This is a genomic window from Glutamicibacter sp. FR1 (genome assembly GCF_047300825.1).
Taxonomy (GTDB): Bacteria; Actinomycetota; Actinomycetes; order Actinomycetales; family Micrococcaceae; genus Glutamicibacter; species Glutamicibacter nicotianae.
The window spans coordinates 1168017-1182610 of sequence record NZ_CP178602.1 but is presented as its reverse complement, the minus strand read 5'-3'; the positions used below and the strand labels follow the sequence as shown (position 1 = coordinate 1182610).

Here is a 14594-nt window from a genome sequence, read left to right as displayed (position 1 = left end):
CTCATTTGGTTACCTCCGGGTCGTGGGCATTCGAGAAGTGGCCCTGGAAGACCAGCTCGATTGCTCCGGTCCTGCCTCGCCGGTTCTTGGCGATAGCGATCTTCATGTCCACGCTGGCTTTTCCGTAGGGTTCGCGGTGCAACAGCATGACAACGTCTGCGTCCTGTTCAATGGACCCGGACTCGCGTAGGTCTGACATCTGCGGTAGAGCATCGGTGCGGTTCGTGCTGTTGCGGTTGAGCTGGGACAGGACAATCACGGGCACGTTGTATTCCATCGCTAGGATCTTGAGTTCGCGTGACATGTCGGATACGAACTCGTGGCGTGGTCGCCGGTCGCCGTTTGGTTGCGACATGAGCTGTAGGTAGTCCACGACGATGCCGGCTAGTGGTTTTCGCCGGTGCGTGGATCTGATGAACCGTTTGATTTCGGTGATGCTGGATGATGGGCGGTCGAGCACTGCGAGTGGGCGCGTGGTTTGTGCGTGCGTCCAGGTAGCAATTTTCTTCCAGTCCGCATCGTCCAAGCTCCTTTCCATGAACTTGTTCATCGGGATCTTCAGCTCGTTAGCCATGATCCTGAGGTTCAGGTCGTTACGGCTCATCTCTAGGCTGATGAACGCTACTGACCCGTGGTGGAGCATGGCTTGTGCGAGCTGGACCGCTACCACTGACTTGCCGACTGCTGGGCGGGCACCGACGACGTACACGGCTCCGGGTTGAAGCCCGGTGATGAGATGGTTCATCTGAGGCCACGGCGTGAGGATCGCCCGCACATCGGATTCGAGCAGGTCGATGGTTTCTTCCAACGTCTCTGCAAGGAACGTGACTGGCGCACTGGTTTCCTTCGCTGAAGCATCATCAAGGGTTTTGCGTGCTTCTTCGACAACCTCCGGGGAACCACCGTTCGTTTGTGCGAGCTGGTGGATCTTCTGCCCAGCAACCATGAGCCGTCGGGCAATAGCGGCTTGGGTAACGATGTTTGCGTAGTGTCCAACGTTCGCCACGGTCGGCGTGGTTTCCATTGCTTTCGGCAACAGTGCCGGGTCAACATGTTCACCGATGCTCTTGAGGTGCCCTGCGAGTGTCACCATGTCCACGGGTTGCCCAGCAGTTTTCATGGTCATTGCTGCACGGTGGATTTTCTCGTATACGGGTTGGGTGTAGTCGGCTGGGTCGAACTCAAGTTCGTCGAGCACTCGGCCTTGGGATAACAGCAGTGATCCGATGATAGATAGTTCGGCGTGGTCAAGGTCGGACACGTGGCCTCCTTTGGGTATAAGAAAACCGCTTGGGGGTTATCCCCAGGCGGTTGCTTGTTTGGGTTGTGCTTTGGTGATCCACATTGTGAATGCTGAGTTCCAGTTGGCTGCTCGGCGGTCGTGGGTTTCGGCGTGGAGTTTGAAGTGTTCTGCGAGTTGGTTCACGTCGAGGTTTTTTTGGCGTGCTCGTTTCGCGTGTTCTTCGGTTGGTTTCCAGTCGTCTGGGATTTTGGTTGAGGGTTTCTTTCTTGGCTTCTTTTCCTCTCCGAAAAGGGTTGGGCTTTCGGGAGTCGGGAAAGAAGAATTTGTCTCTGTCTCTGTCTCTGTCTCTGTCTTAGCTAGGGTGTTGCTAGGCAGGTGCTTAGCATCTGCTGTAGCACCTGCTAGCACTTTGCTAGCTTTTGCTAGACCTCCAAGTCGCCCAGCCTCCCTTTTCGCTTGAATATCCGCGGTTGTTGTCTGATGTTCGCCAAAGTCGTGAATCTGCCACCCCCCATCAACTTTCACCCACGAAGGCTTGGCAGGATCGTTGGAAGAAAGCTCATTGGCTACCTTTTCACCCCACTTGCGAAGGACTATACGTTCGTCCAAGAACCCATCAGTGAGTTGCCGGCGTGCGTAAAACGTCGATTCAAACAGTGCTCGAAACGCCTCATCTGACAGCATGATGACCTTCGCGTGTTCGTCCATGTTGATGTCGAACTTCGCGTATAGGCGACGATCCTTAGCCACTTGTGGTTACTTCCTTTCCCTGTATATGAGTTGTTGGATGTGTCCGGTGATGGTTTGTTCTTGGCTGTCCAGGTGGTCCTGTAGGACTTCCTTGTAGCCGTCGTCTTCGGGCATGTAGTCGTCTTGGGTTTCGTCGTCCCAAAGTGACCGGGTGTGGGTTTGTGCCCGCCAGTTGATGAGTCCGAGGATGTTCATGCAGGACGTGTCTGATGGGCGTTGGCCGGCGAGCCGCCAGATCCGTCCTTGCATGATGAGAAACTCTGGCTTGCAGTCGTCGGTGCCGTGTTCCCGGTAGTAGTCCTGGAACAGGTTGTCGATGTAGGTGACCCGGTCTTTGAATGACAGGTCACGCGGCGTTACGGGTTGAATACTCATGACTGGTTCTCCTTGTAAGGGTTGTCTGGCAGGTATCCCCACGGCTCGATGTTGTCTAGGCTGTGCGCTTGTTCCCAAGCTTCAGAGCACGCATCCCACGCTTCTGCTTTCGCTTCGGCACGGACGGTTTCAAGCCAACGGTCGAACTCGGCCTGCACGGTTGGAACCAGGGGAATCCCCAAATGTCTAGGCAGGTGGTCTAGTTTTGAGTCCACCCACAGGTCGCGAAGGTCGTCGGTTGTCGGCATGTACTTGGTCGGCGTGTATTTCCCGCCGTGGTAGGTGGCAGCGTGCTTCTCATCAGCGCCCATTGGCTGGCCTCTTATCTCGTCCATTGGCGTGTAGTCCACGCCCAATCCGGTCTGCTGCTATTTCGATGTCTGCGAGTATGTCGGCGCGGTCCACTAGACCCTTCCGAGGGAAGATGCGTTGAAGGTAGCTGGACGTTTCCCGAACCGCTTCTGCTTCCCGTTCCTGTGCATTCTTTTCCAGCACCTCGGCAACATGAGCGCGGTGTTGGTCTTCCCCTGCGCCTCGTCCGTCCCACGTTGGTTTCCAACCGCATTTGCAGGGATACCAGTCGAAACTCTGTGTGTGCGCCGTCAGGGTTTCTTGGATGGTCATGATTACTCCTTGTATCGGTCGTCGTGGTTGGGGTGTTCGTCCATGAATGTGAGTAGGGTGAGGGCGTGGAAGGCTACGGCTGCCATGTGCGGGGTCTTGGTTTCGGGGTCGTTGTCTTCGCCTGCCCAGAATGCGTTGGCGTGGCGTTGTAGCGCGTCGTAGGACTTCGACCATTCGTAGCCTTGACGCCACTGGTGAGCAGCGTATTTCTCAGCGCCGACTCCGTAGTGTTCGGCGACTTTTGCGAGTGCTTGGGTGGGGATGAGTGAGAACTTCTCAGGCTTTACGTTCTTCGCTCCGCCGGTCGATGAGACAGACGGTTTTTCGCGGTTGAAGCTGATTGGCTGGTCTGGCACTTTGGCGAATACGAACCCGCCGCTTTCGATGCAGTCCAAGTCGGGTTGTTCACCAAGAACATCGTTCTGGATCTCGTCATCATGGGTGCTCATCGGTTGTCTCCGTTTCCCTTGAGCTGGCCGCGTCGTGCACGCGATTCCAGCTTGTTCAAATTCATGTGCGCAACATGGTCTAGCGGGTAGCCAAGTTCCCGTGCGAGTGCTGCGACATACCAAAGGCAGTCGCCAACCTCATCGGCGATAGCGGCTTTCTGTTCTGTACTGAAGTTCCCGTCGTGGTCGCGGATGATCTTCTTTACCTTCCCAGCGACTTCACCGGCTTCGGATACTAGGCCTAGGGTCGTGTATTCGATGCCCTGGTCAATGGGGAAGATCGCGGTGCGCATGGCTTCGTTTTGGTACTGGTTGAGGTTCATTTTTGGGTTCCTTTCATGGCTCGGCTGATTGCGTATTCGGCGGTGGTGTCTTTGTAGAGTCGCGCCCGTTTTTTGCGTGCGATTGCGTCTTGTTTCTGGTGGCAGTCGCATCCTGGTTCGAGCACAGCTTTGTAGGGGTTTTGGCAGAAGTGGTGTGGTGCTGGTCCCCGGCATTTACGGCAGCAAGCGTAGGTTTCGGTCATGATGCGAGCTTCTTTCTTGCCCGGTATTCTTGGGCGTGTACGGCATGAGCTGCTCTACATGCTGGGTCAATGTCCTCGTTCTTCTTGATGTGCCGCTGATATGCGCCCTCCGAGCCACATGGCTTCTTGGCACGTGACCGCCATGTCTTTGATGCGCCTTTGCGTGGTCCGGCTTTCACGTTGAATGGGTCGGGGAAGTCTGTTTGTCCGAGCGCTTCACGGTATGGTTTGCGGGATGCGAAGTATTCGAGGAGGGCTTGCTTGTTTCGTTGGACATCCTTTTGCTCTTCCGGCGTGAGTGGAGGCAATGTTTCGTCTTCTTCAGCTAGTTGTTTTTCCGTGTAGCAGGTGTCGCAGTATCCGTCTTTCCGGTGCCTGAAGGTGTTGGGTGCTTCATGTTTTTTTTGTTCCACCAAGCCGTAGTGGGCGTTTACAGCCGTTGCATGGCATGGTTTTGACTTGCATGTTTGCTCCTAAAAGTGGGCTGGCTTCTCACCCCCAAGATGTGAAGCCAGCCCTGTTTTGGGTATAAAAAATGCGCTCACCCGGTTTGGGTTAGCGCTTGTTGATTAGTTGTGGATAACTACTCGCCTAAGAGGTCGCGACGACGCTTCCCCGGCCTGCTCGTTGGGGTGATGATCGTCAGCACCCAAAGACCTAAGTAAATGTGGGTTCTACGTTCGGACCGCTCGCCCCAGTGAGACCACGAGGCACCGACGAGTAGGTTATCTAGGCCTCGTTTGCCCCATTCAGTTCTCCCGGCGTTCCACTTGACCTCGATGCGCGTTTTCTTCTGATCATCGGGTTCCATCAGAACGGTGCTTCTGACTGCTGCGGGTTGCCCCACCCGCCGTTAGCGTTCGCGTTCGAAGACCACGGATCATGCCCCGGCGCAGGCGACTGCCACGACTGATTCTGCGACTGCGATGGTGCCGACTGCTGCTGAGAAGCCTGCTGGTTACTGAAGCCGCCGCCGTTGTTGTTGTCACGCTTCGGGATCACATGCACACCCCACGCGTTCACATCCAACGAGACACCCTTACCAGTGCCGTCCTTCTTGTCGTACTCCCGCTGGTAGAACTCGCCAGTGATCTTCACCCGCGTTCCCTTGGTCAGCTTGTCTGCGTAGAACTCAGCCAGTGACCCCCAAACGCTCACGTTGAACCAGTTCTGCGCGATGGTTTCCCACTGGTCGCCGTTCTTCTTCGACTTGGAATCACCGATGCGGAAGTTCAGCACTGGTGAACCGTTCGTGGTGTAACGCAACTGTGCGTCATCGGCCAGGTTGCCGGTTGCAATAATTTCAGCCATTTACTTGATCTCCTCGTCGTTTTCGTATTCTTCATCTACTTCCCAGTCGCCCATGTCTGGGTATCGGTGATCCAGGAACATGACGTCAGTTTCGCCTTCGTCGTAGAACTTCTGGATGGCTTCCTCTTTTGATTCAGCTTCGATCCGCTTGGTGGTGCTAATGGTGCAGATGATCGGCACCTCATACGTCGCCATTTACTTGGCTCCTTCTTCGTTGTTGTCTTCTCGTACTGTTGCGAGGATCTTTTGCGCGTCCTCAGCGCTGATCTTGTTCGGGTGATCCCAGTTAGCGCCAAGGATGCTGTTTGCGTAGCCCAACATCGCTGGCCCGTCACCCTGATAACCAGCCACAGTGAGCGCGTTAGTGATCGCTTGCCACTGCGCCACCCACGGCTCAGTTACCGGCTCAGCAAGAACATCAACATGATGTTGCTTGACCTTCTTCTGACTGATACGAACCGGGATAGTGAACGGTGCATCAATATGCGACATGGCCACCACTTCGACACCGCCAACCTTTTCGCCCGCATAGATAACATCAGGATTGTTGACCAGCTTCACCAGCCGGCCAATCCACGCGTCAGTCTCGGTTCCCCACCGGTACGACAAAACCCGCAACTGGCCTTTCGATGGTTTCCAAGGGCGATGATCCATGCCCTCAAGATCCACGAAAACCGGTTTGCTGTTGTCGCCTGGTCGGACGTTGACGATTCGGGCGATGACCGGCGCGCCGGTCAGGTCTGAGGCGTTGAGCTGGTCACTCTTAGCTACGAGAGCTGCTGAAATGTCCATTAGAACGTGAACTCCGTTTCTGGGAAATGCTCGATGTATTCGGTGGCGGGTCTGTTCGCCACCGCATCGAGGTATTGGCTGATTGTTTCGGTCGCGTGTTTCTCGAAAGCGCTCACTGCTTCGAGGATCACTGCGAACCATTTGGGGTCTGGGTAGACGCGTTTGACGTAGAGTGCCATGCCTCCTGAGTAGCTGATGTAGTCGCACCATTTACGCCCGGTCACGAGCATGCCCATCTGCATTTGTGCCATGTTCGCGGCAGGTACTTCATCGCGTAGGACGGTCTGCAACTGGATGCGCTGCGATCGACTCTTGATCTCAATCAGCCCATCTTCACCAACAAGCCCATCCGGTGAGTAACCCATCTTGAAGCCGTGGTCATCGTTGACGATGAATCCGACTTCAGTGACCGGCGCGTAATGTTCGGCGTACACGGCGCGGGCGTAAGGTTCGTCCAGTGTTCCGCGTTCCATTGCTCGGCTCGTTGCGATTGGTTCAACTCGCCCGGTGATGCGTTCGGCAATGAGTGTGTGCATGAGCCCTGTAGCGGTCTCAGACTTGCTCAATTGCTTCTTAGCTGGGGTTATGAGTTGCCCGACGGTTGAGGCGGTTACGAGTCCTGCACGCGCTTCCAACCATTCGGGTGTGCCCTGCTCTAGCTGGTCATAGATCTTGATCGCCACAGTCGGCCTCCTGAGCTGATTCGGGCATAAAAAATGACCCCGAGTTTTCGAGGTCTTCTAAATCGTCGTCGCACCCGCAGCCGGGTCCGCAACTGTTCTGGTATCCACCGTTTCCTAATGGTCGCATTCGTGCGCTTCCTGTTCTTCCCGTACTGGTGCTTCAAATGACCACTCGCGGCCCACCCAACCACACGGGCAGGACGCTTGGAATACAGGCAATTTAGGGCGGTCAAACGAACGAGTCTTATGGGCAGTCACTGGGTCTCCTTATACTGATTAGCGCGGGCACGGATTATTCGGATGATGTTTCGACCGGCGATGATCTGACCACTTTCATGGGAGGTGCTAGGTATCTGCCCTTCAAGGACATTCGCCATATCTTCAAGCGCCTCTCGTTTCGCCTCGGCGCGGACGGTTTCAAGCCAGCGCGTGAATTCATCTCGCGCTTTATCCTGTACGTCCTGCTGGTCTACGGGGTCTACAGTGGAGTTCCATGCGGTCATATAGATGCTGTGCACGAGCGCAGTCGTCGGCGTGTATTCCCCGCCGTGGTAGGTCGCGTCGTGCTTCTCATTAGTGCCCATCAGTTGGCTCCTCGTCTGCGTAGGGATTGGGTGTCTTTGCGTCCAAAACGTCGTTCACGAACGCGCCTGGGTCTTTCGCTTCAGCCCAGCCAGACTCGAAGCCTGCCTGCCAAGCTTCTGCCTTACCTTCCACGCTGTTCACTTCCGGCTGGGCGACGGTGAGGTAAGCGGACACGACGGCGCGGGCAAGTTTTCGATACGCGATTTGGACAGAGTTTGGTGCACCGTCCCAATCAGTGTGCCCAGACCAATCAATGCGAGCAGCTGCCGATGCCGTTGCGAGCGCGTCCGGGTTTAGCGGGGGCTGGTTAGTATTCATTGAGTTCTCGCTCCTTGCATTTGCCCGTCCAGCGGTGCCATTTGAATTTGAGTTTCGTTATGCGGGAGAGAGTCGGCTTCCCTTCACTGGGCAAGACACCGAACCATCGACCGCACCTAGTGCATTGGTAGGCCAAATTCCGCTCAGTCAGCCAAGACACGATAACCAGCAGAATCCAGCCAGCGGGGATGGTTGCGAGTCCTGCAAGGTATGCCCATATCACTTCTCTGCCCTCATTTCTCGTGCGCGGCGGGCCATGTTCATGTAAAGCAGTTTCGTTCCACCGTCACGGAAGTCATTCCAACTCTCAGTGAGTGTAAAGTTGTTGTACTTCTGCGCAACGTGCAGGAATTCCAGCGCTTCGGCTTCCAACTTCGCCTTGTCTTTGGCTTCGGCATCTTCAAGTTTCATGCGATCCACCTCGGAACGCAGGTTATCGATTGCCCGCTCACTGTAGGCCGACTGTCTAGACGATTCGCCTACCGCCGCTTCGAGGATTGCGAGGGCTTGTTCGGCTGCGACACTGGCTGGGGTGTTGAACTGCTGATAATTTCCGCGCATGTTAGTGATGCGGAACTGAACCCCGTCCGTTACCGGGTGAATCCCAATGCTGAATCCACCTTCTGTGCTCTTGAAATTCTTGCTAGTCATTGTTTTCTCCGTTCTTGGTGGTGCGGGCTAGGTTGTCGCCTAACCCTTGGTCAGCGAGACGGCGGGTTGGGCAGGGGTGGGATACGATCTGCATCCCTTCCTCGGCGTAGTACGCGTTAGCCAGCTCGGCAATCTCGTTGCACGCAGCGCAGTACACGAAATCGACGGTCGGGCAATCGTCCTCGTGCTCGCATTCCCCGACCGCGCAATCGCCGGTCAAGACCTGCGTTTCCACCGGCTTGTGCAGTTCTTGGATCGCCTCTAACGCGGCACGCATTGCCGGGATCTTGTGTAGTCCGTTCTCACTCATTCGAGTTCACCCGACCCAAAGCAAGACGCGCAATCCTGCGTCTGAACACCATGCGCAAACCTGACCTGCACATCGCCCGTACCGTTACATTCAGCGCAACGGCGGGTATCACCGTCCAGAGCGTCTTGCACTTCATCTGCGCAGTGCCCACACAGTTGACCTTCGCGCAACTCCCGCACTCTCTGTATCTGTTGTTCGGTTTTGCGTAGCTGGTTCCGGTATCCGTCGCGTTGCCTACGCATCGCATCCAAACGTTGCGAATCAGTGTTGCTCATTACCACCACTCCATGTCTGCTATCACGATAAAAAGTAAGGCCGCGAATGGGATTGTGCACGACCAAATGAACACGGTGGCGGGGCTAAACCGTGGCACGACGCATCACCCCAACCCAGCGTGCTAACGTGCCGCCACGACGTGCTTTAGCCCGCGCCATCTCATAACCCGTCTTCACAATCAACCCCTGACGGGCGTAATCCTGAAACACTTTCCCAGTCCAATTCGGGTTAGAAGGTGCAGGAGTCATGTCACGCAAGTCATCCGCAGTGAAGGAGACGTTGCGGGCGATCAACGTATCCATCGCCTGGCACGCATAACCGTGATACTCGTCGTAATCATCAAGCACCATCGGAATAGGTAAAGGCTTACTCATTCGAATCACCAGCCGGGAACCGAGCGTATAGATCACCGAGATTGCGCTTATACCCGAGACCCTTGGTAACGTACCTAATCTCGAACTCCCCACGCTTTTTCAGTGAAGCGGCATAGCCAGAGCCTTTTTCCTTGCCGATCAAAGCCCATTTGCCAGGGTTTGCCTTTAGCTGGCTGGCGATCAAATCCCATCGGCGGGTACTCACGTCTGCGTTAGGTGCCGGTGGTTCTTTCCACATGATTGCTACACTGTCGTTATTCATTTTTCCTCCTCATGAAATGACGAAACCCGCTAGATCGCTTCTAGCGGGTTTTACTTTTTATGGGTTGTGGTGTGGTCGCCGGATACTGGTAACCCCGGCAGGTCGGAGTCATATGTCATGTTCAAATATTGCGCCGACAAGAACATGAACGCTTGCGCAGGGTAAACACGCTTACCCAACCAGCGATACACATGCGGCTCAACAGCGGTCATGCTGCCGCCTCCATGTTCCGTACTGCGTCGCGGGCGGTGGGGTCGGAGATGATGCCCATGATGCGCAACGCCTCGTAGAAGTCCAGCTCAACCATCTGCGACTCAATGCGGCGGGCAATGCGGATACCGATCTTCTCGGCCTGCTTCTTGCTCACCTGAATTCCAAGTGCCGGCGCTTCCTCTAGTAGGCGGTTGCGGTAACCGGTTGCGGTGATTGCCATGACTGCTCCTGTTTTTAGGTACACCGAATGACGCTGATTTCAGCGCCAGTGTGCGAAACTCTGGTCGGTGTACTGCGGATTGTTTGCCCAGACTGTTGGGGCGTGTTCTCTTAGCCGATGGCTTTGAGTGCTGCGCGTAGTCGCGTCTTGTTGCTTTTCAGGTGTCGGCGGTTGTCGCCGGCTTTGATGATTTCTACCTGCTCTGGTGAGAAGCGGTAGATCCGGTCGCTGAGTTTGGTGCATTCCCAGTCGCCGTTGCGGATCTTGGTGAGGACTGTGGTTTTTGAGATGTTCAGCTTCTCGGCCAACTGTGCCGGAGTGATGAACTCTGGCTCGGCGTTCATGCTGCTATGTCCTCTGCAACCTCGTAGATCTCGAACGCTTCGCCTAGGCCGAGCCCGTAGGAACTGCACAGGGCTGCCATGAACTTTGCGGATGGCTGGTCGCCGTTCTTGACACGATTGATGGTTGCGCGGTCAACTCCGAGCATTCGTGCTTGTGCGTCGTCTGAAGTGATTCCGGAGAATGTTCGAAGTCGGTCCAGAAGTCCAGGTTTGATTCGAATTCGCTGGCTCATTGGCTGCACCCCTTAAGTTTGTTGCGTTTTTGCTTTTCGATGTTTCGAGTCTGACACACATGCGGACAGAATTGCAACACTGTATTTCGAATTTGAATCACTCGATGTTCGAATGACGCAACACACAATTGCGCTGACATGCATCAATAGACTTGCGAATGTAGCAAAAGTGCAACATAATTATTTTTATGAACACGAACATCTCACAGTGGCTCGAATCAAAAACCGGCGACACCAAACGCCAAATGGCAATCAAACTCGGCCACACCCCAAGCACGTTCAACCGCAACATCGAAACAGCGGAAGTCGTCATCGCCGTCTGCCGCGCTTACGGAATCAACCCTGTAGAAGGCCTCATAGCTGCCGGCATCATCGAAGCGTTCGAAGTCGCACAAGCCGCCACTGAATCCAGCCTCGCCGAAGTTCCCGAAACGGCACTCCTCGAAGAAGTGCTACGCCGCGCAGCAGGACGAGAGGATGTAAGCAACGTCCGCAAACTGCAACTCGTAGATGAAGACCCTGATTACTCCAACATGTCCGTCGAGGATGCTAGAAATTATGGACTAGCCGCAAAGGAAGAAGATCAGAACATTGGTCGAGACGAAAGCCCCCACGAACCTTGATACGGTCGTGCAATCCCTGGGCGTGCGCGTAAGGGAAGCCCCCACACCCAAGGGGACGTGGGGTGTTTATGATAAGCCCCGGAACCTCATCACCATCTCCCCGAGTTTGAATCAGGCTCAATACCGATCCACCCTCGCGCACGAACTCGGGCACGCACGCTACGGGCACCACGGGCACCACCCAAAGACTGAGAAACTGGCCGACAAGTGGGCAGCAAAGAAGCTGATCACCTTTGACCTGCTTCTCGAACAAGCACAGTTCACGCTTGCCACTAGTGAGATAGCCGCGCAACTCAACGTCATGCCATGGGTTGTAGAAGCGTTCGTGAAAACCCTCAACGCCAAGCAAGTCGTTGAAATGATGAACCAAATCGCCGAGTTCCAGGCATAAAAAAAGACCCCCACCAGATCCGAAGATCCAGTGGGGGTCTCATTGTTGTTACTGCTCGATAGGCTTTAGAGTGTTGGCGTCGAGTTCTTTCTGCGTTTCAATGTTGAACAGGCCTGCCATGGCGTTGCCCATCACGCCGGCACCCTTCTTCAAGGACTCCGGCATGAGATGCGAATACACCTTAGTTGTCGTGTTCACCGACTCGTGCCCCATGAGCACCGACAATTCAAAGATGGTCATGGGTGGGTCGCCGGCTAGCATCCATGATGCGAATGTGTGGCGCAGGTCGTGGATGCGTGGCGATTTCTTCAACCCGGCGTTCTTGGCAGCGTTCAAGGCTGGCTTCCACACCTTGTTGTGCATTGCCTGGGTTGTCGCTTCCCCGCCTTGCTTCATGGTGAACACGAACGCTTCTGGTGGCGTGCTAGCCACCAGTGGTGCGACAGTGCGGGCAAGATCCTCATTTAGCGGTACTGTGCGCCGTGCTCGTTCGGTCTTGGGTGGGCCGATAGTTCGCCCGTTCTTATCGTCGCGCTTCCATGCTTTGGTGACGCGCACAGTGTAGGTTCCTTGCTCGTCGGAGAAGTCGCCGGGTTGCAGTGCGGTGGCTTCGGAGAAGCGCAAGCCGGTGCCGATGAGGAATAGGAAGAACGGGTGGAAGTGCTTGTCGAGGTGGCGCAGGATGAGTGCGAACTCTGCCTTGGTGAGGAACGTGGTCTTGTCCTCGGTGTGATCACTCTTTGGGAGGCGTGTGTGCTCGCACGGGTTGTCTGGCCTATGCCCTTTGTAGATTGCTGTCTTCATGATTGAGTACAGGAACCCGTGCACGTTCTTGATTGTCTTTGGTGACAGCTTCTTTTCCCGCATCCATGTTACCCAGTCTGCTAGGTCTTCTTCTGAGAGCATGTCGCATGGGATGGAGCCGAGTTTGGGTGTGATGTGGTTTTCGATCATCCTCTCATAGGTGTGCATCGTGTGCACGGCGATGTCGGATAAGCGCTTGAGGTGTTGTGTTGCGATTTCCTCGATGGAGGGGGCACGCGAGGCGGCGCGGAGAATTTCGCGATCCGTCTTTGCGGAGTCGTGGCCGTTCAATTCGAGGAATCGTTTGTAGTTTTCCGCGTCGTTGAGTGAGTGGAAAGTTTCGTATGAATCCGCGCCTTTTTGACCTTTTTCGCGCCAGCGTACGCGGTATGAGGTGATGACGCCTTTGCTGTTTTTGCGCGTCTGGATGCTTGCCATATAGGAAAGTTTAATCCAGTTTGGACACAGTTTCGAGCGATTTGGACACATGCCCGGTAACTTCGTTGAGTTACCGGGCATGTAGTGGTCGGGCTAGCGGGATTTGAACCCACGGCCTCCTCACCCCCAGTGAGGCGCGCTACCAAGCTGCGCCATAGCCCGATGCCCTCGCAGCCGTTATCCCCAAGTCGTGAGAACCAAGGGTGCCGTCTGCGAAAAGCTCCTCTACTAGCCTACACCAAGTGAAGGGCTATTTTCGAAATTTAGCGATTGCGTCCGCGGCGCTCGCGGATTCGCATCGAAACTTCGATCGGGCTGCCCTCGAAACCGAAGGTCTCACGCAACCGGCGGGTGATGAAACGGCGGTAGCCTGGATCCAGGAAGCCGGTGGTGAATAGCACGAAGCGCGGCGGGCGGGCCGAGGCCTGGGTGCCGAACAGGATGCGTGGCTGCTTGCCGCCGCGCACCGGGTGCGGGTGGGCCGCGACAAGCTCGCCCAGGAAGGCATTCAGCTTGCCGGTCGGGATGCGCTTGTCCCAGGATTCCAGCGCGGTATTCAGCGCGGGAACGAGCTTGTCCTTGTGCCAGCCGGTCTTCGCCGAGATGTTCACGCGCGGGGCCCATTCGATGTGCGCGAGGTCGCGCTCGATCTCCTGCTCAAGGTAGTAGCGGCGGTCCTCGTCCACCTCGTCCCACTTGTTGTAGACGATGACCATCGCGCGGCCGGCCTCGATGGCCAGCTGGATGATACGCACGTCCTGCTCGGAAATGGTCTCGTTGGCGGCCAGCAGTATCACTGCGACCTCCGCCTTTTCCAGCGCGGTCTGGGTGCGCAGCGATGCGTAGTAGTCGGAGCCGACGGCCATGTGCTGGCGGCGGCGGATGCCTGCGGTATCCACAAAGCGCCAGACTTCGCCTCCCAGCTCAACCAGTTCGTCCACGGGATCGCGGGTGGTGCCGGCGTAGTCGTCGACCACCACGCGCTCGGAACCGGCCACCTTGTTCAGCAGCGAGGACTTGCCCACATTCGGGCGGCCGATCAGCGCGATGCGGCGCGGACCGCCCGAGGGGATCATGCCGCCGAACGCCGAATGCTCCGGCAGCTTCTCCATGACCGCGTCCAGCAGGTCGGCGGTGCCGCGGCCGTGCAGGGCCGAGACCGGCCAGGGCTGGCCGAAGCCCAGGCCCCAGAGCACGGCGGCTTCGGCTTCCTGGTTGAAGTCGTCGACCTTGTTGGCCACCAGGAAGACCGGCTTGCCCTTCTTGCGCAGCATCTTCACCACCGCCTCGTCGGTGGCGGTGGCCCCCACATGGGAGTCGACCACGAAGAGGATGGCGTCGGCGACGTCGGCGGCGATTTCCGCCTGGTCGGCCACCGAGGCGTGGATGCCCTTGGCATCGTGCTCCCAGCCGCCGGTGTCCACGATGGTGAACGGGCGGCCCATCCACTCGGCGGAGTAGGACACCCGGTCGCGGGTGACGCCCGGGGTGTCCTCCACGACCGCTTCGCGGCGGCCGAGGATGCGGTTGACCAGGGTGGACTTGCCCACGTTGGGGCGTCCGATGACAGCCAGGACCGGTGGAATGACGACGTCTTCATCGTCGTCGTCGAAGTGGTCCAGGCCTGCCAGCAGGGCCGAGTCCTCGTCGTCCAGTTCGTAGTCTTCCAGTCCGCTGAGCAGGGCCTTGGCGCGGACGTCGGCCTCTTCCTCGCTCAGTTCGGCCAGGCGCTCGGCGATATCGTCGTCTCCAACGGGGATGTATTCCTCGTCGTGGGTGGAGTTGTTCTCGCTCATGGT

At 56.5% G+C, this 14594-nt stretch carries 25 protein-coding genes and 1 tRNA gene; 2 read left to right on the top strand and 24 right to left on the bottom strand.

The genetic code is table 11. The features are described 5' to 3' along the window. Position 1 precedes the first annotated feature (1 nt). From ACLQ8T_RS05700 to ACLQ8T_RS05600, 21 genes are all read right to left on the bottom strand, one after another. Positions 2–1261 (bottom strand): replicative DNA helicase, encoded by a 1260-nt coding sequence (locus ACLQ8T_RS05700; protein WP_413455974.1) that lies wholly within the window; start codon positions 1259–1261, stop codon positions 2–4. Between the two features lie 36 nt (positions 1262–1297). Beyond that, positions 1298–1993: a hypothetical protein gene (locus ACLQ8T_RS05695; RefSeq protein WP_413455973.1), complete on the bottom strand. Its 696-nt coding sequence runs from the start codon at positions 1991–1993 to the stop codon at positions 1298–1300. A 6-nt stretch (positions 1994–1999) separates the two neighbouring features. Continuing rightward, positions 2000–2368 (bottom strand): hypothetical protein, encoded by a 369-nt coding sequence (locus ACLQ8T_RS05690; protein ID WP_413455972.1) that lies wholly within the window; start codon positions 2366–2368, stop codon positions 2000–2002. Continuing rightward, entirely contained in the window at positions 2365–2703 is a 339-nt protein-coding gene (locus tag ACLQ8T_RS05685; protein WP_413455971.1) for a hypothetical protein, read from the bottom strand. The genes ACLQ8T_RS05690 and ACLQ8T_RS05685 overlap by 4 nt, the downstream gene beginning before the upstream one ends. Before the next feature lie 291 nt (positions 2704–2994). Continuing rightward, positions 2995–3441 carry a dATP/dGTP diphosphohydrolase domain-containing protein gene (locus ACLQ8T_RS05680; protein WP_413455970.1) on the bottom strand — a complete coding sequence of 149 codons (447 nt, stop codon included), beginning with the start codon at positions 3439–3441 and terminating at the stop codon, positions 2995–2997. Further along, positions 3438–3764 carry a nucleoside triphosphate pyrophosphohydrolase family protein gene (locus ACLQ8T_RS05675; protein WP_413455969.1) on the bottom strand — a complete coding sequence of 109 codons (327 nt, stop codon included), beginning with the start codon at positions 3762–3764 and terminating at the stop codon, positions 3438–3440. The genes ACLQ8T_RS05680 and ACLQ8T_RS05675 overlap by 4 nt, the downstream gene beginning before the upstream one ends. A gap of 199 nt (positions 3765–3963) precedes the next feature. Next, complete coding sequence (locus ACLQ8T_RS05670; protein WP_413455968.1) at positions 3964–4380, bottom strand: hypothetical protein; 417 nt, start codon at positions 4378–4380, stop codon at positions 3964–3966. Positions 4381–4777: 397 nt separating this feature from the next. Beyond that, positions 4778–5278, bottom strand: coding sequence for a single-stranded DNA-binding protein (locus ACLQ8T_RS05665; protein WP_413455967.1), 501 nt, complete (start codon positions 5276–5278; stop codon positions 4778–4780). Continuing rightward, positions 5279–5473: a hypothetical protein gene (locus tag ACLQ8T_RS05660; protein ID WP_413455966.1), complete on the bottom strand. Its 195-nt coding sequence runs from the start codon at positions 5471–5473 to the stop codon at positions 5279–5281. Next, entirely contained in the window at positions 5474–6070 is a 597-nt protein-coding gene (locus ACLQ8T_RS05655) for a hypothetical protein (protein ID WP_413455965.1), read from the bottom strand. After that, positions 6070–6753: a lambda exonuclease family protein gene (locus ACLQ8T_RS05650; RefSeq protein WP_413455964.1), complete on the bottom strand. Its 684-nt coding sequence runs from the start codon at positions 6751–6753 to the stop codon at positions 6070–6072. Before ACLQ8T_RS05650 ends, ACLQ8T_RS05655 begins: the two co-directional genes overlap by 1 nt. Positions 6754–7007: 254 nt before the next feature. Continuing rightward, positions 7008–7337, bottom strand: a complete 330-nt coding sequence (locus tag ACLQ8T_RS05645) for a hypothetical protein (protein WP_413455963.1) — start codon at positions 7335–7337, stop codon at positions 7008–7010. Next, positions 7327–7656: a hypothetical protein gene (locus ACLQ8T_RS05640; RefSeq protein ID WP_413455962.1), complete on the bottom strand. Its 330-nt coding sequence runs from the start codon at positions 7654–7656 to the stop codon at positions 7327–7329. Before ACLQ8T_RS05640 ends, ACLQ8T_RS05645 begins: the two co-directional genes overlap by 11 nt. A gap of 219 nt (positions 7657–7875) precedes the next feature. Next, a complete protein-coding gene (locus ACLQ8T_RS05635) occupies positions 7876–8307 on the bottom strand; it encodes a hypothetical protein (protein WP_413455961.1) in 432 nt (143 codons plus the stop codon). After that, positions 8300–8617, bottom strand: coding sequence for a hypothetical protein (locus ACLQ8T_RS05630; RefSeq protein WP_413455960.1), 318 nt, complete (start codon positions 8615–8617; stop codon positions 8300–8302). Before ACLQ8T_RS05630 ends, ACLQ8T_RS05635 begins: the two co-directional genes overlap by 8 nt. Before the next feature lie 359 nt (positions 8618–8976). Further along, positions 8977–9267 (bottom strand): hypothetical protein, encoded by a 291-nt coding sequence (locus ACLQ8T_RS05625; RefSeq protein ID WP_413455959.1) that lies wholly within the window; start codon positions 9265–9267, stop codon positions 8977–8979. Continuing rightward, a complete protein-coding gene (locus ACLQ8T_RS05620; RefSeq protein WP_413455958.1) occupies positions 9260–9529 on the bottom strand; it encodes a hypothetical protein in 270 nt (89 codons plus the stop codon). The genes ACLQ8T_RS05625 and ACLQ8T_RS05620 overlap by 8 nt, the downstream gene beginning before the upstream one ends. Positions 9530–9579: 50 nt before the next feature. Next, the gene (locus ACLQ8T_RS05615) at positions 9580–9741 is read right to left on the bottom strand and encodes a hypothetical protein (RefSeq protein ID WP_413455957.1); all 162 of its coding nucleotides are present in this window, start codon (positions 9739–9741) and stop codon (positions 9580–9582) included. After that, positions 9738–9962: a hypothetical protein gene (locus tag ACLQ8T_RS05610; RefSeq protein ID WP_413455956.1), complete on the bottom strand. Its 225-nt coding sequence runs from the start codon at positions 9960–9962 to the stop codon at positions 9738–9740. Before ACLQ8T_RS05610 ends, ACLQ8T_RS05615 begins: the two co-directional genes overlap by 4 nt. A 110-nt stretch (positions 9963–10072) precedes the next feature. Continuing rightward, on the bottom strand, positions 10073–10306 hold the full coding sequence (locus ACLQ8T_RS05605; RefSeq protein WP_190264841.1) for an HTH domain-containing protein: 234 nt from the start codon (positions 10304–10306) through the stop codon (positions 10073–10075). Further along, a complete protein-coding gene (locus ACLQ8T_RS05600) occupies positions 10303–10539 on the bottom strand; it encodes a hypothetical protein (RefSeq protein WP_413455955.1) in 237 nt (78 codons plus the stop codon). The genes ACLQ8T_RS05605 and ACLQ8T_RS05600 overlap by 4 nt, the downstream gene beginning before the upstream one ends. Positions 10540–10727: 188 nt before the next feature. Between ACLQ8T_RS05600 and ACLQ8T_RS05595 the strand changes: the two genes are divergently transcribed. Next, positions 10728–11162, top strand: a complete 435-nt coding sequence (locus tag ACLQ8T_RS05595; protein ID WP_413455954.1) for a hypothetical protein — start codon at positions 10728–10730, stop codon at positions 11160–11162. Beyond that, positions 11131–11553, top strand: a complete 423-nt coding sequence (locus ACLQ8T_RS05590) for an ImmA/IrrE family metallo-endopeptidase (RefSeq protein WP_413455953.1) — start codon at positions 11131–11133, stop codon at positions 11551–11553. Before ACLQ8T_RS05595 ends, ACLQ8T_RS05590 begins: the two co-directional genes overlap by 32 nt. 48 nt (positions 11554–11601) lie before the next feature. Here the strand turns inward: ACLQ8T_RS05590 and ACLQ8T_RS05585 are convergent, their stop codons facing one another. The 3 genes from ACLQ8T_RS05585 to der form a co-directional block, all read right to left on the bottom strand. Beyond that, entirely contained in the window at positions 11602–12795 is a 1194-nt protein-coding gene (locus ACLQ8T_RS05585) for a tyrosine-type recombinase/integrase (RefSeq protein ID WP_413455952.1), read from the bottom strand. An 85-nt stretch (positions 12796–12880) separates the two neighbouring features. Next, a tRNA-Pro gene (locus tag ACLQ8T_RS05580) sits at positions 12881–12957 on the bottom strand. A gap of 101 nt (positions 12958–13058) precedes the next feature. Beyond that, a complete protein-coding gene (gene der / locus ACLQ8T_RS05575) occupies positions 13059–14591 on the bottom strand; it encodes a ribosome biogenesis GTPase Der (protein WP_121866508.1) in 1533 nt (510 codons plus the stop codon). Positions 14592–14594: the final 3 nt, after the last annotated feature.

Coding starts and splice junctions, on each gene's coding strand:
- ACLQ8T_RS05690 (WP_413455972.1), bottom strand. CDS start 2,368: ATGAGTATTCAACCCGTAACGCCGCGTGACCTGTCATTCAAAGACCGG.
- ACLQ8T_RS05685 (WP_413455971.1), bottom strand. CDS start 2,703: ATGGACGAGATAAGAGGCCAGCCAATGGGCGCTGATGAGAAGCACGCT.
- ACLQ8T_RS05680 (WP_413455970.1), bottom strand. CDS start 3,441: ATGAGCACCCATGATGACGAGATCCAGAACGATGTTCTTGGTGAACAA.
- ACLQ8T_RS05675 (WP_413455969.1), bottom strand. CDS start 3,764: ATGAACCTCAACCAGTACCAAAACGAAGCCATGCGCACCGCGATCTTC.
- ACLQ8T_RS05665 (WP_413455967.1), bottom strand. CDS start 5,278: ATGGCTGAAATTATTGCAACCGGCAACCTGGCCGATGACGCACAGTTG.
- ACLQ8T_RS05660 (WP_413455966.1), bottom strand. CDS start 5,473: ATGGCGACGTATGAGGTGCCGATCATCTGCACCATTAGCACCACCAAG.
- ACLQ8T_RS05655 (WP_413455965.1), bottom strand. CDS start 6,070: ATGGACATTTCAGCAGCTCTCGTAGCTAAGAGTGACCAGCTCAACGCC.
- ACLQ8T_RS05645 (WP_413455963.1), bottom strand. CDS start 7,337: ATGGGCACTAATGAGAAGCACGACGCGACCTACCACGGCGGGGAATAC.
- ACLQ8T_RS05640 (WP_413455962.1), bottom strand. CDS start 7,656: ATGAATACTAACCAGCCCCCGCTAAACCCGGACGCGCTCGCAACGGCA.
- ACLQ8T_RS05635 (WP_413455961.1), bottom strand. CDS start 8,307: ATGACTAGCAAGAATTTCAAGAGCACAGAAGGTGGATTCAGCATTGGG.
- ACLQ8T_RS05630 (WP_413455960.1), bottom strand. CDS start 8,617: ATGAGTGAGAACGGACTACACAAGATCCCGGCAATGCGTGCCGCGTTA.
- ACLQ8T_RS05625 (WP_413455959.1), bottom strand. CDS start 9,267: ATGAGTAAGCCTTTACCTATTCCGATGGTGCTTGATGATTACGACGAG.
- ACLQ8T_RS05620 (WP_413455958.1), bottom strand. CDS start 9,529: ATGAATAACGACAGTGTAGCAATCATGTGGAAAGAACCACCGGCACCT.
- ACLQ8T_RS05615 (WP_413455957.1), bottom strand. CDS start 9,741: ATGACCGCTGTTGAGCCGCATGTGTATCGCTGGTTGGGTAAGCGTGTT.
- ACLQ8T_RS05610 (WP_413455956.1), bottom strand. CDS start 9,962: ATGGCAATCACCGCAACCGGTTACCGCAACCGCCTACTAGAGGAAGCG.
- ACLQ8T_RS05605 (WP_190264841.1), bottom strand. CDS start 10,306: ATGAACGCCGAGCCAGAGTTCATCACTCCGGCACAGTTGGCCGAGAAG.
- ACLQ8T_RS05600 (WP_413455955.1), bottom strand. CDS start 10,539: ATGAGCCAGCGAATTCGAATCAAACCTGGACTTCTGGACCGACTTCGA.
- ACLQ8T_RS05595 (WP_413455954.1), top strand. CDS start 10,728: ATGAACACGAACATCTCACAGTGGCTCGAATCAAAAACCGGCGACACC.
- ACLQ8T_RS05585 (WP_413455952.1), bottom strand. CDS start 12,795: ATGGCAAGCATCCAGACGCGCAAAAACAGCAAAGGCGTCATCACCTCA.
- der (WP_121866508.1), bottom strand. CDS start 14,591: ATGAGCGAGAACAACTCCACCCACGACGAGGAATACATCCCCGTTGGA.